The organism is Pseudomonas sp. RL_105y_Pfl2_101 (assembly GCF_963970585.1).
Taxonomy (GTDB): domain Bacteria; phylum Pseudomonadota; class Gammaproteobacteria; order Pseudomonadales; family Pseudomonadaceae; genus Aquipseudomonas.
The window spans coordinates 34,162-48,274 of sequence record NZ_CAXAPG010000031.1 but is presented as its reverse complement, the minus strand read 5'-3'; the positions used below and the strand labels follow the sequence as shown (position 1 = coordinate 48,274).

Below are 14,113 nucleotides of genomic sequence, written 5' to 3'. Positions count from 1 at the left end.
CAAGCAGGATCAGCAGGGCAGCAGGCCGGGTCAATCAAAACCCGCGACTGCCATGGTAAGCTCGCGCCCTCATTTGCTGCCATTGAAGACCTCTGTGCCGCATACAAATTCGATATTTCCTACACTCCAATGGCTGCCCCAGCCCCTGCTGTCACCCCGCCCCGATGCGGGTGTACTCGATTGGCTGTTCGACGAAGGCTCCCTGACCCGACGCCTAACGCGCCTGTCGGACGGCCATTTCAGCGTAACGCCGTTGTTCGAAGGCTGGCAGCCATTGCGCACCGACGAATGCGCGGCTCTGGACCTGGTCGAGGGCAGCGAGGGCTGGGTACGCGAGGTGTATCTGCGCGGCCGCGACCAACCTTGGGTGTTCGCCCGCAGTGTGGCGGCGCGCAGCGCCTTGCAGGGTGACGGCTTGCAGATGGACGAACTGGGCAGCCGTTCCCTGGGGGAGTTGCTGTTTTGCGACCAGGCGTTCCAGCGCCGAGCCATCGAGGTCTGCCATTACCCCGACGCCGGGTTGCCGGAACAAGTGCGCGCCAGCGGGCTGTGGGGTCGCCGTTCACGTTTCGATCGCGGTGCGTTGAGCGTGCTGGTGGCGGAAATTTTCCTGCCGCAGCTGTGGGCCGTTGCCCGTGCCTATTCGGAGAATTGCTGATGTATGTGCAACTGCTCAAATCCTTGAACCGCCTGAACCCACGGGCCTGGGACTTCGTGCAACTGACCCGCATGGACAAGCCCATCGGCATCTACCTGCTGCTGTGGCCGACGTTGTGGGCGCTATGGATTGCCGGTGAAGGCTCGCCGTCCATCGCCAATGTGGTGATTTTCGTCCTCGGCGTGGTGCTGACCCGCGCCGGCGGCTGTGTGATCAATGACTGGGCCGACCGCAAGGTGGACGGTCACGTCAAGCGCACCGAGCAACGCCCGCTGGTGAGCGGCAAGATCAGTTCGAAAGAGGCACTGGTGTTCTTCGCCGTGCTGATGAGCGTGAGCTTCCTGCTGGTGCTGTGTACCAACGCACCGACCATCCTGCTCTCCCTCGGAGGCCTGGCGCTGGCGTTCAGCTACCCGTTCATGAAGCGCTATACCTATTACCCACAAGTGGTGCTGGGCGCGGCGTTCTCCTGGGGCATGCCGATGGCGTTCACCGCCGAAACCGGTCATCTGCCGGCCGCAGCCTGGTTGCTGTACATCGCCAACCTGCTGTGGACGGTGGGCTACGACACCTATTACGCGATGACCGACCGGGACGATGACCTGCGCATCGGCGTGAAGTCCACGGCGATCCTGTTTGGCGATGCCGACCGGGTGATCATCCTGACGTTGCAAGGCCTGGCCTTGGGTTGCCTGCTGTTGGCCGGTGCGAAATTTCAACTGGGCGGCTGGTTCCACCTGGGGCTGGTGGCCGCTGCCGCGTGCTTCGCCTGGGAATTCTGGTACACCCGTGATCGGGACCGGATACGTTGCTTCGAGGCGTTCCTGCACAACCATTGGGCCGGCTTGGCGATTTTCGTGGGGATTGTGCTGGATTACGCCCTGAGGTGATTCCCAAACCTGTGGGAGCGAGCCTGTTTGCGAAAGCGCCAAGTCATTCAAGGATGCCGGCCGAACAGACGCCTTCGCGAGTAGGCTCGCTCCTACACGGTTTTAGCCATTACTTGGCCTTGGCAACTTTCCAGGCGCCGTCCATTTTACCGTCGCCGGTCATGTCTCCGGCGTTCTTGTCCATCACGAAGGTGTACAGCGGCATGCCCTGATAGGCCCACTGCATTGAGCCATCATCACGCTTGATCACGGTCCAGTCCCCCATGGATTTGTCACCCGCCTCAGCCATCAGCGGAGGCCAATTGGCCGCACACTTGTCATTGCACACCGACTTGCCGGCCGAGTCCTTGGCGAAGGTGTAAAGGGTCATGCCCTTATGGTCCGTAAACATGCCGTCCTTCTCCATCGCAGGATCGGCAGCCATCGCCAATCCAGGCAGTGCCAGGGCAGCAGCCATCAGCAGGGCTTTGAAAGAAACAGTCATTTGTGTCATGGAAACCTTCCTTTGTAGTTGTCAGAATTCGGACTGAAAAGCTTAGTCCAGGATCCTCTACACTGCCGGGTGCCGAAACAAATGTCACACGACTGCAATAATTCCGTTATCTAATGCGGCGCAAGACAGTTAAATGACAAGAGGATTAACCCATGGTTGGCAGGAGCATTCTGATCGTCGACGACGAGGCGCCCATCCGCGAGATGATCGCCGTTGCGTTGGAGATGGCCGGCTATGACTGCATGGAAGCAGAAAACTCTCAACAGGCCCACGCCATCATCGTCGACCGCAAGCCCGACCTGATCCTGCTGGACTGGATGCTGCCCGGCACGTCTGGCATCGAACTGGCACGGCGCCTCAAGCGCGATGAGCTGACCGGTGATATTCCGATCATCATGCTCACCGCCAAGGGCGAAGAGGACAACAAAATCCAGGGCCTGGAAGTCGGCGCCGACGACTACATCACCAAGCCGTTTTCCCCCCGGGAGCTGGTCGCTCGCCTGAAGGCCGTGCTGCGACGCGCCGGGCCGACAGACGGCGAAGCCCCCATCGAAGTCGGTGGCCTGCTGCTCGACCCGATCAGCCACCGCGTGACCATCGATGGCAAACCCGCCGAGATGGGCCCGACCGAATACCGACTGCTGCAATTCTTCATGACTCACCAAGAGCGTGCCTACACCCGCGGCCAACTGCTGGACCAGGTCTGGGGCGGCAACGTCTATGTCGAGGAGCGCACCGTAGACGTGCACATCCGGCGTCTGCGCAAGGCCCTCGGCGATGCCTATGAAAATCTGGTACAAACCGTGCGCGGCACCGGTTATCGTTTTTCGACCAAGGCCTGATCCGAGCCCTTACCGCCCGACAAAGCTGACAAGGACGCGCGTCACGTGAACCAAAACTGGCATGGCACCCTGATTCGCCACATGTTGTTGCTGGTGACCGGCTGTTTGCTGATCGGCCTGATCAGCGGTTATTACGGCTGGAGCCTGGCCGCCGGCCTGGGGCTTTACCTGGCCTGGACACTCAAGCAATTGCTGCGCCTGCATGAATGGCTGCGCCTGCACCAACCCGACGAAGCACCACCCGACGGCTATGGCCTGTGGGGTGAGGTGTTCGACAGCATCTACCACCTGCAACGGCGCGACCAACGCGTTCGCGGGCGCCTGCAGGCCGTGATCGACCGGGTCCAGGAGTCCACCGCCGCGCTGAAAGACGCGGTGATCATGCTCGACAGCGACGGCAACCTGGAGTGGTGGAACCGTGCCGCCGAGACCCTGTTAGGCCTCAAGACGCCACAGGACAGCGGCCAGCCGGTAGCCAACCTGGTACGCCATCCGCGTTTCAAGGAATATTTCGAGCAGGCCAACTACGCCGAGCCGCTGGAGATCCCTTCGCCCACCAATGATCGGCTACGCATCCAGCTGTACATCACGCGCTATGGCAACAATGAGCATTTGATGCTGGTGCGCGACGTCACGCGTATTCATCAGCTGGAACAGATGCGCAAGGACTTCATCGCCAACGTTTCCCACGAACTGCGCACGCCGTTGACCGTGATCTGCGGCTACCTGGAAACCCTGCTCGACAACGTCGAGGAGGTGAACCCGCGCTGGAGCCGAGCCTTGCAGCAGATGCACCAGCAAAGCGGGCGCATGCAAACCCTGCTCAACGACTTGTTGCTGCTGGCGAAGCTGGAAGCCACCGATTACCCGTCGGACAACCATCCAGTGCCCATCGACGAGCTGTTGCAAACCATTGTCGAAGATGCGCAGGAACTGTCCGGCTCCAAGCAGCAGACCATCACCCTGGAAGCCGACGCGGCCGTGCAGCTCAAAGGCAGCGAGGCGGAACTGCGCAGTGCGTTTTCCAACCTGGTGTTCAACGCGGTCAAATACACGCCGGAGCAAGGCCGGATCCATGTGCGCTGGTGGGGCGATGAGCAAGGCGCGCACCTGAGCGTGCGCGATTCGGGCATTGGCATCGACAGCAAACACCTGCCGCGCCTGACCGAACGCTTCTACCGTGTCGACTCCAGCCGCAACTCCAATACCGGAGGCACCGGGCTGGGCCTGGCCATCGTCAAACACGTCCTGCTGCGCCACCGCGCCCGTATGGAAATCAGCAGCGTACCCGGCCATGGCAGCACCTTTACCTGCCATTTCGCCCCGGCCCAGGCGGTTCGCGCACGCCTCGCCCGCCCCGCTGATTAAACGCCCCCCTAGGCAACCGCCGAGTCAGCCGCTACATTGGCTGACTTGCGCCTGCCTTTTCAGGTGCACATTTTTATTCCTACGACTTTACGGAACCCGCAAAACCCCATCATGGACCCTTCCCCTGGCTTGTCCCTCGTCACACTCTTCGCCGAATTCGGCATGATTCTTTTTGCGCTGATCCTGGTTTTGCTCAACGGTTTTTTCGTTGCGGCCGAATTCGCCATGGTCAAGCTGCGTTCGACCCGGGTCGAAGCCATTGCCGAGCAGAACGGCTGGCGCGGACACATCCTGCGCACCGTCCACAGCCAGCTCGATGCTTACCTGTCGGCGTGCCAGCTGGGTATCACCCTGGCGTCCCTGGGACTGGGCTGGGTCGGTGAGCCGGCGTTCGCCCACATCCTTGAGCCGTTGCTCGGCGCGGTCGGCGTACAGTCGCCGGAAGTGATCAAGGGCGTGTCGTTCTTCACCGCGTTCTTCATCATTTCGTACCTGCACATCGTGGTCGGTGAACTGGCGCCCAAATCCTGGGCCATTCGCAAACCCGAGCTGCTGTCGCTGTGGACCGCCGTGCCGCTGTACCTGTTCTACTGGGCCATGTACCCGGCGATCTACCTGCTCAACGCCAGCGCCAACGCCATCTTGCGCATCGCCGGCCAAGGCGAACCCGGCCCACATCACGAACACCATTACAGCCGTGAAGAACTGAAGCTGATCCTGCACTCCAGCCGTGGCCAGGACCCGAGTGACCAAGGCATGCGCGTACTGGCCTCGGCCGTGGAAATGGGCGAGCTGGAAGTCGTGGACTGGGCCAACTCCCGGGAAGACCTGGTGACACTGGAGTTCAACGCGCCGCTCAAGGAAATCCTGGCGATGTTCCGTCGCCACAAGTTCAGCCGTTATCCGGTGTATGACAGCGAGCGTCAGGAGTTCGTCGGCCTGCTGCACATCAAGGACCTGCTGCTGGAACTGGCGGCCCTGGATCACATTCCCGAGTCGTTCAACCTGGCCGAACTGACCCGGCCGCTGGAGCGCGTCTCGCGGCACATGCCGCTGTCGCAATTGCTCGAGCAGTTCCGCAAGGGCGGCTCGCACTTCGCCGTGGTCGAGGAAGCCGACGGCAACATCATCGGCTACCTGACCATGGAAGACGTACTGGAAGTGCTGGTGGGCGACATCCAGGACGAACACCGCAAAGCCGAACGCGGCATCCTGGCCTATCAGCCGGGCAAGCTGCTGGTACGGGGTGATACGCCGCTGTTCAAGGTTGAGCGTTTACTGGGGATCGACCTGGACCACATCGAAGCCGAAACCCTGGCTGGGTTGGTCTATGAAACCCTCAAGCGCGTACCGGAAGAGGAAGAAGTGCTGGAAGTCGAAGGTCTGCGGATCATCATCAAGAAGATGAAAGGGCCGAAGATCATTCTGGCAAAGGTGTTGATGCTCGATTGAGCATCAATCCCAAGCTGAGTGCATGACTGGGTCTGTAGGAGCTGACGAGCGAAGCGAGGCTGCGATCTTCTAACGGCCAATAGAGTCCGGAGCGAAAGATCAAAAGATCACCGGCTTCGCCAGCGCCTACAGAGCTGAAAGACCGCGTCGCCTTCGTCGCGGGCAAGCCTTGTTCCCACGATAAATCCCCCACCACGAAACGCCTTCGCATCTGCCGATGCTATTGCTTGCCTACCGCAAAGTTGGGCAGGTCGCCCACCGGTTGATTGAACTGGTAGGGAATCGACACCAGCCCCAACCCGGTATTGCGCTGCACCACGAAATGCAGGTGCGGGCCTGAGCTGTTGCCGGTATTGCCCGACAACGCCAATGGCGCGCCCACCCCAACCCGTTGCCCTTCCCGTACGCTCACCGAACCTTTCTGCAAGTGCAGGTAGACGCCCATGGTCCCGTCATCGTGCAGCACCCGCACGAAGTTGCCCGAAGGGTCGTCTCCACGGCCGGTCTGCTCGTTTTCGGTCTTGATGACCACGCCACCCCGCGCCGCGATGACCGGCGTGCCTACGGGCATGGCGATGTCCATGGCGTAGCGGTTCTTCGGGCCGTAATGGCTGTACTGGCCGTTGGCGCCCTGGCTCAGCCGGAACGGTCCGCCACGCCACGGCAACGGGTACCGATAGGCCTGTGCCGCGCCTGCGGGGTCGCCCAAGGAATATTCGAACCGTGGGGTATACACCAGTGGCCTACCGGGCCGAGTGGCCGTGAGCAGCACCAGGCGCAGGTTGCTGCGCGCCGGCAGCACTCGCCGAATCGGCCGGCTCGGTGCCCCGCTGACGTTGCGCAGCCCGGCGAAACTCAACTCGATCTCCACCGGCGCATACAAATCGTTGCGCACGAACACCGCATCCGCGCCGTTCTGCTTCTTGATATCGAGATACACCTGCCGCTCCAGGCGCTCGACCATGCGGTCGCGGAACACGAACACCTGGGCGCCCTTGCTGGGACGGTCGCTATAGGACACCACGCCATTGGCATCGGTGGATTTGTAGATCGTCATGGCCACGGCCGAGGTGGAGGCCAGGACAAGACCACAGGCAAACAGCAGGGATGCGAGCATGGGTAAAGGTTCTGTCGAATAATGAAGGCCTGCACAGCAGCCTAGCAGCTGGGATGGACCCGCGTAGTCGACGGATGTTTCAAAATAGGTGGGCAGATCGTGCCGTGTCGAAACTGACAACCCCATCGCGAGCAGGCTCGCACACACTAGATCTGCTGTGGACACACATTCTGTGGACAACTGAGATCACTGTGAGCGAGCCTGCTCGCGATAGCGGACTCAAGGGCGACGCCGAATCAGGCGCCTGGTACGAAGTGCTTCTGCGCGGTACCGCGAGCGATCAGGCGGGAGATGTAGTCGAGCTTCTGCGGGTCTTTGTCGACGAAGCGGAACGTCAGTTGCAGCCATTCGCTGTCGGGCGTCTGTTCATGGGCGACGATGGCGTGCAGGTAGCCGTTGAGACGAGCGGTTTCGGCGTTGTCGCCTTGCTCCATGTCCAGCACAGCACCTTCGAGTACTTGCGGCAGGGTGTCGGAGCGCTTGACCACCAACAGCGCTTCCTTGAGGCTCAGGGCCTTGATCACGCATTGCTGGGTACCGCTGGACAGCCGCAACTGGCCTTGGCCGCGGTTGCTCGACGCAGCAGCGGCTACCGGCGCCTTGACCGGTGGGTTGTTGAGCAAGCCACGCGCCGGGGCCGCAGCGGCGGCAGCCGGCTTGGCAAAAGGGTTTACCGCAGGCGCCGAAGCAACAGCCGCAACCGGAGCCTTGCCACCCGTCAGGGCGCTTAAGGAGTCATTGCCGAAGGCCGAGTTCATCTTGGTCGGGGCACTGTTCATCAGCGTGTCGAGCTTGCCGACCTTATGCAGGGCCTGCTTGACCTTGGTCAGCAACTGTTCGTTGGTGAACGGCTTGCTGACGTAGCCGGAAACGCCAGCCTGGATCGCCTGGACCACGTTTTCCTTGTCGCCGCGGCTGGTGACCATCACGAATGGCATACCTTTGAGATTGTCCTGCTGGCGGCACCAGGTCAGCAGTTCCAGACCGGACATTTCCGGCATTTCCCAATCGCACAACACCAGGTCGAACGCTTCGCGAGCCAGCAGGGTTTGGGCTTTCTTGCCGTTCACCGCGTCTTCGATGCGCACACCCGGGAAGTAGTTGCGCAGGCACTTCTTCACCAGGTCACGAATGAACGAAGCATCGTCCACGACCAACACACTGACCTTACTCATCCAGATACACCTCTAAAAAATCCCGGCAAGCATACCGCTTTTACTGATGGCACATTGCCAAAAACCGTCAGTCACGCCGGGACTTTTCGTTCGCGGGGTGCTGCTTTCGATTAAAAAAAACCCAAAAAAAAGCCCGACCAGAAGGCCGGGCGCTTTTCCTGGCAATCTTACTTATCGTCAGTTTTACCCGGAACATTAGCAGTTTCGGACGGGGTGCCCTGAACTTCTTCCTTCATGCGCTTGAGCCCCAAATGCCGCACGTCGGTACCGCGCACCAGGTAGATGACAAGTTCCGAGATGTTGCGCGCATGATCGCCGATACGCTCCAGAGAACGCAGCACCCAGATGATGCTCAATACTCGGGAGATGGAGCGCGGGTCTTCCATCATGTAAGTCGCCAGCTCGCGCAGGGCGGTCTTGTATTCGCGGTCGATGATCTTGTCGTACTGGGCCACCGACAACGCCAGGTCGGCGTCGAAGCGGGCAAAGGCATCCAGAGCATCGCGAACCATGTTGCGCACCTGGTCGCCAATGTGGCGAACCTCGACATAACCGCGCGGCGCCTCGCCTTCTTCGCACAACTGAATGGCACGACGGGCGATCTTGGTGGCTTCGTCGCCGATCCGTTCAAGATCGATCACCGACTTGGAGATGCTGATGATCAGGCGCAGGTCGGAAGCCGCCGGCTGACGACGGGCCAGGATACGCAGGCACTCCTCGTCGATGTTGCGCTCCATCTGGTTGATCTGGTCATCGATTTCGCGCACCTGCTGGGCCAGGCCGGAATCGGCCTCGATCAGCGCGGTCACCGCATCGTTGACCTGCTTTTCCACCAGCCCGCCCATGGCCAGCAAGTGACTGCGCACTTCCTCCAGCTCGGCGTTGAACTGTGCGGAAATGTGGTGAGTAAGGCCTTCCTTCGAAATCATCTTGTTCGCTCCGCGAAAGTTGCAAGCTTCAAGCTGCAAGCTTCAAGCAGTTAAATGTTGATCCTGATAGCGCAGTGCGGTTATGCAGCAGCCTCGACTAGCCATAACGACCGGTGATGTAGTCTTCGGTCTGTTTCTTGGCCGGATTGGTGAACAGGGTGTCGGTGTCACCGAACTCCACCAGCTTGCCCATGTACATGAACGCCGTGTAGTCGGAAACCCGCGCCGCCTGTTGCATGTTGTGGGTCACGATGACGATGGTGAACTTGGACTTGAGCTCGTAGATCAGTTCTTCGACTTTCAGCGTCGAGATCGGGTCCAGGGCCGAGCAGGGTTCGTCGAGCAACAGCACTTCCGGTTCCACGGCGATGGTGCGAGCGATGACCAGGCGTTGCTGTTGACCGCCGGACAGGCCCAGGGCCGATTCGTGCAGGCGGTCCTTGACCTCATCCCACAACGCCGCGCCCTTGAGCGCCCATTCCACGGCTTCGTCGAGGATGCGCTTCTTGTTGATGCCCTGGATGCGCAAGCCGTAGACGACGTTCTCGTAGATAGTTTTCGGGAACGGGTTGGGCTTCTGGAACACCATGCCCACGCGACGGCGCAGCTCGGCCACATCTTCGCCCTTACGGTAGATGTTGTTGCCGTAGAGGTTGATTTCCCCTTCAACGCGGCAACCGTCCACCAAGTCGTTCATGCGGTTGAAGGTCCGCAGCAAGGTTGACTTGCCGCAGCCCGATGGGCCGATGAACGCGGTGACGCGCTGTTTCGGGATGTTCAGGCTGACGTCATACAGTGCCTGCTTGTCACCGTAGAACAGGCTCAGGCCGGGCACTTCGATGGCGACGGTTTCCTGGGCCAGGTCCAGGCTTTGCTTGTCGCGGCCCAGGGCCGACATGTTGATGCCGTGTGTATGTGCTTCGTGTTGCATGGGAGGCTCCCTGTGCTAACAAATTCGGTTTGGTTGGCCACTGAGCGGCCATCCAATCTGTGTCTGTGTCTGTGTGGGAGCGAGCTTGCTCGCGATTCAGGCGACTCGGTTTGGCTTTGAACCGAGGTGATGCCATCGCGAGCAGGCTCGCTCCCACAGAGGATCAATGTGTAATCAGCTATCCAGTGCTTTGTACTTCTCGCGCAGGTGGTTACGGATCCACACCGCCGACAGGTTAAGCGTGGCGATCACCAGCACCAGCAGCAGCGCCGTGGCGTACACCAGCGGTCGCGCCGCTTCGACGTTCGGGCTCTGGAAGCCCACGTCATAGATATGGAAGCCCAGGTGCATGATCTTCTGGTCCAGGTGCAGGTACGGGTAGTTACCGTCCAGGGGCAGCGACGGGGCCAGTTTCACCACACCAACCAGCATCAGTGGTGCCACCTCACCGGCGGCACGGGCCACGGCGAGGATCATCCCGGTCATCATCGCCGGGCTCGCCATGGGCAGGACGATTTTCCACAGGGTCTCGGCCTTGGTCGCGCCGAGGGCCAGGGAGCCTTCGCGCACGGTACGCGGGATCCGCGCCAGGCCTTCCTCGGTGGCCACGATCACCACCGGCACCGCCAGCAGCGCCAGGGTCAGGGATGCCCAGAGCAGGCCCGGGGTGCCGAAGGTCGGCGCCGGCAAGGCCTCGGGGAAGAACAGGCGGTCGACCGAACCACCCAGCACATAGACGAAGAAGCCCAAACCAAACACACCGTAGACGATGGCTGGAACGCCGGCCAGGTTGTTCACCGCGATGCGGATCAGGCGGGTCATCGGGCCCTGACGGGCGTATTCACGCAGGTAAACCGCCGCCAGCACGCCGAACGGCGTCACGATCATCGCCATGATCAGGGTCATCATCACGGTGCCGAAAATCGCCGGGAAGATGCCACCTTCGGTGTTGGCTTCACGGGGGTCGTCGCTGAGGAACTCCCATACCTTGCTGAAATAGAAACCGAGCTTGGCAAACGTGCCCATGCCGTTCGGTTGATAGGCGTGTACCACCTTGCCGATGCCGATCTCCACTTCCTTGCCGTTGGCATCCCGGGCGGTCAGGCTGTCACGGTTGAATTGTGCATGCAGGTCGGACAGGCGTACTTCGATGTCCTTGTAACGGGCATTGAGTTCAGCGCGCTCGCTTTCCAGGTCGGCTTGGGCGGCGGCATCAAGCTTGCCGTCCAGCTCCAGTTTGCGCCCGTGCAGGCGGATCCGCTCCAGGCCGGCGTTGATTGCACCAATGTCGACTTTTTCCAGGGTCTTGAGCTCAGCGGCCAACTGGTTGACCCGCTTTACGCGAGCCTGCAGTTGCGGCCAGGCGGCTTCGCCTTCGGCGACGACCTTACCGTCTTCCTTGACGTTGACCAGGTAGCCGTAGAAGTTGCCCCACTCACGGCGCTCGATCGCCATCAGCTCCGGCGGCGTGGTCTGGTTGGTCAGCCAGTCGCCGACGATCCAGGTGAAGTCAGTGCCGTTCAGGTCCCGGTTACCAACCTTGATCAGTTCGCGGGTCATGAACTCGGGGCCTTCGTCCGGCACCGGCAGGCCAGCGCTTTTCAGGCGCTCACGAGGCACTTCTTCTTTCTGCACGACTTCGCCGACCACCAAGTGCGCAGGCATGCCCGGCACGTTGTAGTTGGCGTGGATCAGGTCCGCCGGCCAGAAGTGGCCCAGGCCGCGCACGGCGATCACCGCCAGCAGGCCAAGGGTCATGATGACCGCGATGGACACAGCGCCACCGCTGATCCAGACGCCGGGGGCGCCGCTCTTGAACCATCCTTTCAGGGAGTTCTGTTTCACAGACTTCTACCTTTCTTAAAGCGACGAATATTTCTTGCGCAGACGCTGACGGATCAGCTCGGCGAGGGTGTTCATGACGAAGGTGAACAGCAGCAGCACCAGGGCCGACAGGAACAGCACGCGGTAATGGCTGCCGCCGACTTCCGACTCAGGCATCTCCACCGCCACGTTGGCCGCCAGGGTACGCAGGCCTTCGAACAGGTTCATTTCCATGACCGGGGTGTTCCCGGTGGCCATCAGCACGATCATCGTCTCGCCCACTGCACGGCCCATGCCGATCATCAGCCCCGAGAAGATGCCGGGGCTGGCGGTGAGGATCACCACACGGGTCATGGTCTGCCACGGCGTGGCACCGAGGGCCAGGGAACCCAGGGTCAGGCCGCGCGGCACGCTGAATACGGCGTCTTCGGCGATGGAGTAGATGTTCGGGATCACCGCGAAGCCCATCGCCAGACCGACCACCAAAGCGTTGCGCTGGTCGTAGGTGATGCCCAGGTCGTGGGAGATCCACATGCGCATGTCGCCGCCGAAGAACCAGGCTTCCATGTACGGGCTCATGTACAGCGAGAGCCAGCCCACGAACAGGATCACCGGGATCAGCAGGGCGCTTTCCCAGCCGTCCGGCACTCTCAGGCGAATGGATTCCGGCAAGCGGCTGAAGACGAAACCGGCGACCAGGATGCCGATCGGCAGCAACATCAGCAGGCTGAATATACCCGGCAGATGCCCTTCGACGTACGGCGCCAGGAACAGGCCGGCGAAGAACCCGAGGATCACCGTCGGCATGGCTTCCATCAGCTCGATTACCGGCTTGACCTTGCGACGCATGCCCGGGGCCATGAAATAGGCGGTGTAGATCGCCGCGGCAACCGCCAGTGGCGCGGCCAGCAGCATCGCGTAGAACGCCGCTTTCAGGGTACCGAAGGTCAGCGGCGAGAGGCTCAGCTTGGGTTCGAAATCGGTGTTGGCGGCGGTCGATTGCCAGACGTACTTGGGTTCGTCGTAGTTTTCGTACCAGACCTTGCTCCACAACGCGCTCCACGAGACTTCCGGATGCGGGTTGTCCAGCGTCAGCGGTTGCAGCTTGCCGCCCTGCTCCACGATCAGGCGGTTGGCCCGTGGTGAAATGCCGAACAGGCCTTGGCCGTCGACCACCTGCTCCACCAGCAGGGTGCGGTGGGCGGTGCTGTGGAACACCCCAAGCTTGCCGGCCGCGTCGAGCGCAACGAAGCCCTTGCGCCGCTCTTCGGCGCTGATTTCAACGATCGGCGTGCTGCCCATCTGGAAAGTACGAATCTGTTTGAAGCGCGACTCGCCGTCCGGATCGCGGGCCATGAACCACTGGGCCAGGCCACCCTTGGAGTCGCCGATGATCAGCGAGATCCCGCCCACCAACTGGGCGCTGGCGGTGACTTGGGCGTCGGCGTTCTCGAGCAGTTTGTAGCGGCCGTTGAGGCTCTTGTCCCGCAGGCTGAACACATCGGCCTGGGCACGCCCGTTGACCACATACAACCATTGCTGACGCGGGTCGACGAAGATGTTCTTCACCGGCTCGGTCATCTGCGGCAGGTCGATGCGGGTCTGCTCGCTGGTGATCTCACCGGTCATCATGTTTTCTTCGCTGGTGAGCGACAGCACTTGCAGTTGGGCACCGCTGGAACCAGCCAGCAGCAGAGTCGAATCAGTGGCGTTTAGGCCGACATGTTCCAGGGCCGCGCCTTGTTCGTTCAATGCGATCGGCGTCTCGCCGTAGGGGTATTCGACGGCAGGCGAGATGGTTTTCTTGCCGTCCGGGTAGGTGACCTTATAGGTGTGACGGAATACCAGGGCTTGGCCGTTGGACAGACCGATTACCACCAATGGGCTGCCAGGCTGGTCTTCGCCAATGGCGGTCACGCTGGCGCCAGCCGGAATTGGCAGGTCGACGCGGCGCAGTTCGGCGCCACTGCTGAGGTCGAAAAACAGCGCCTGCCCCTTGTCGGAAACCCGCATGGCGACTTGGTTCTGTTCTTCGATGGAGATCATCAAGGGCTTGCCGGCGTCTTGCATCCAGGCCGGGGTGATCGAGTCTTCGGCGGTCAGGTCCGCCCCCTGGAACAGGGGCACCACCACGTAGGCCAGGAAGAAAAAGATCAACGTAATGGCAGCGAGGACAGCGAGGCCGCCGATCAGCACGTACCAGCGAGTCAGGCGGTCCTTGAGCGCGCGAATGCGGCGCTTGCGTTGCAGCTCAGGCGTATTGAAGTCAATGCGCTTAGGAGGGGAAGTCGTAGTCATTGTGGAATTGGCCAGATCATTCATTCGCACACCCTAGCGATCCTGTATGACAGAAAGATGACAATGCAGTGACGCAACAAATCCGCCGCCAGCAGGGAGCGGCAGCGGACAGGAATTGGGGTTGTGGGAGCAACCT

The 14,113-nt window shown here is 61.2% G+C and carries 12 protein-coding genes; 5 read left to right on the top strand and 7 right to left on the bottom strand.

Annotation, left to right across the window (positions count from 1 at the left end; genetic code table 11):
* Positions 1-94 precede the first annotated feature (94 nt).
* Positions 95-658, top strand: coding sequence for a chorismate--pyruvate lyase family protein (locus tag AACY31_RS23735; RefSeq protein ID WP_339482417.1), 564 nt, complete (start codon positions 95-97; stop codon positions 656-658).
* Entirely contained in the window at positions 658-1,548 is an 891-nt protein-coding gene (ubiA, locus tag AACY31_RS23730; RefSeq protein ID WP_339482418.1) for a 4-hydroxybenzoate octaprenyltransferase, read from the top strand. The genes AACY31_RS23735 and ubiA overlap by 1 nt, the downstream gene beginning before the upstream one ends.
* A 109-nt stretch (positions 1,549-1,657) precedes the next feature.
* Here ubiA and AACY31_RS23725 read toward each other — a convergent pair whose 3' ends face one another.
* Positions 1,658-2,041, bottom strand: coding sequence for a COG4315 family predicted lipoprotein (locus AACY31_RS23725; RefSeq protein ID WP_339482419.1), 384 nt, complete (start codon positions 2,039-2,041; stop codon positions 1,658-1,660).
* A gap of 152 nt (positions 2,042-2,193) precedes the next feature.
* Here AACY31_RS23725 and phoB point away from each other — a divergent pair, with 152 nt between their 5' ends.
* The 3 genes from phoB (at position 2,194) to AACY31_RS23710 (ending at position 5,703) form a co-directional block, all read left to right on the top strand.
* Positions 2,194-2,883: a phosphate regulon transcriptional regulator PhoB gene (phoB, locus tag AACY31_RS23720; RefSeq protein ID WP_003177195.1), complete on the top strand. Its 690-nt coding sequence runs from the start codon at positions 2,194-2,196 to the stop codon at positions 2,881-2,883.
* Between the two features lie 81 nt (positions 2,884-2,964).
* Complete coding sequence (gene phoR / locus AACY31_RS23715; protein ID WP_339482490.1) at positions 2,965-4,251, top strand: phosphate regulon sensor histidine kinase PhoR; 1,287 nt, start codon at positions 2,965-2,967, stop codon at positions 4,249-4,251.
* A 111-nt stretch (positions 4,252-4,362) separates the two neighbouring features.
* The gene (locus AACY31_RS23710; protein ID WP_030138217.1) at positions 4,363-5,703 is read left to right on the top strand and encodes a hemolysin family protein; all 1,341 of its coding nucleotides are present in this window, start codon (positions 4,363-4,365) and stop codon (positions 5,701-5,703) included.
* A gap of 220 nt (positions 5,704-5,923) precedes the next feature.
* Here the strand turns inward: AACY31_RS23710 and AACY31_RS23705 are convergent, their stop codons facing one another.
* The 6 genes from AACY31_RS23705 to AACY31_RS23680 form a co-directional block, all read right to left on the bottom strand.
* Positions 5,924-6,820: a M23 family metallopeptidase gene (locus tag AACY31_RS23705; protein WP_339482422.1), complete on the bottom strand. Its 897-nt coding sequence runs from the start codon at positions 6,818-6,820 to the stop codon at positions 5,924-5,926.
* Between the two features lie 236 nt (positions 6,821-7,056).
* Positions 7,057-7,995 carry a response regulator gene (locus AACY31_RS23700; protein ID WP_339482423.1) on the bottom strand — a complete coding sequence of 313 codons (939 nt, stop codon included), beginning with the start codon at positions 7,993-7,995 and terminating at the stop codon, positions 7,057-7,059.
* A gap of 167 nt (positions 7,996-8,162) precedes the next feature.
* On the bottom strand, positions 8,163-8,924 hold the full coding sequence (gene phoU, locus AACY31_RS23695) for a phosphate signaling complex protein PhoU (RefSeq protein WP_339482425.1): 762 nt from the start codon (positions 8,922-8,924) through the stop codon (positions 8,163-8,165).
* A 97-nt stretch (positions 8,925-9,021) separates the two neighbouring features.
* Positions 9,022-9,855 (bottom strand): phosphate ABC transporter ATP-binding protein PstB, encoded by an 834-nt coding sequence (gene pstB / locus AACY31_RS23690; protein WP_339482426.1) that lies wholly within the window; start codon positions 9,853-9,855, stop codon positions 9,022-9,024.
* Between the two features lie 174 nt (positions 9,856-10,029).
* Positions 10,030-11,700: a phosphate ABC transporter permease PstA gene (gene pstA / locus AACY31_RS23685; RefSeq protein WP_339492531.1), complete on the bottom strand. Its 1,671-nt coding sequence runs from the start codon at positions 11,698-11,700 to the stop codon at positions 10,030-10,032.
* Between the two features lie 15 nt (positions 11,701-11,715).
* Entirely contained in the window at positions 11,716-14,001 is a 2,286-nt protein-coding gene (locus tag AACY31_RS23680) for an ABC transporter permease subunit (protein WP_339482430.1), read from the bottom strand.
* Positions 14,002-14,113: the final 112 nt, after the last annotated feature.

Coding starts and splice junctions, on each gene's coding strand:
- ubiA (WP_339482418.1), top strand. CDS start 658: ATGTATGTGCAACTGCTCAAATCCTTGAACCGCCTGAACCCACGGGCC.
- AACY31_RS23710 (WP_030138217.1), top strand. CDS start 4,363: ATGGACCCTTCCCCTGGCTTGTCCCTCGTCACACTCTTCGCCGAATTC.
- pstB (WP_339482426.1), bottom strand. CDS start 9,855: ATGCAACACGAAGCACATACACACGGCATCAACATGTCGGCCCTGGGC.
- phoB (WP_003177195.1), top strand. CDS start 2,194: ATGGTTGGCAGGAGCATTCTGATCGTCGACGACGAGGCGCCCATCCGC.
- phoR (WP_339482490.1), top strand. CDS start 2,965: ATGTTGTTGCTGGTGACCGGCTGTTTGCTGATCGGCCTGATCAGCGGT.
- phoU (WP_339482425.1), bottom strand. CDS start 8,924: ATGATTTCGAAGGAAGGCCTTACTCACCACATTTCCGCACAGTTCAAC.
- AACY31_RS23700 (WP_339482423.1), bottom strand. CDS start 7,995: ATGAGTAAGGTCAGTGTGTTGGTCGTGGACGATGCTTCGTTCATTCGT.
- AACY31_RS23725 (WP_339482419.1), bottom strand. CDS start 2,041: ATGACACAAATGACTGTTTCTTTCAAAGCCCTGCTGATGGCTGCTGCC.
- AACY31_RS23680 (WP_339482430.1), bottom strand. CDS start 14,001: ATGAATGATCTGGCCAATTCCACAATGACTACGACTTCCCCTCCTAAG.
- AACY31_RS23705 (WP_339482422.1), bottom strand. CDS start 6,820: ATGCTCGCATCCCTGCTGTTTGCCTGTGGTCTTGTCCTGGCCTCCACC.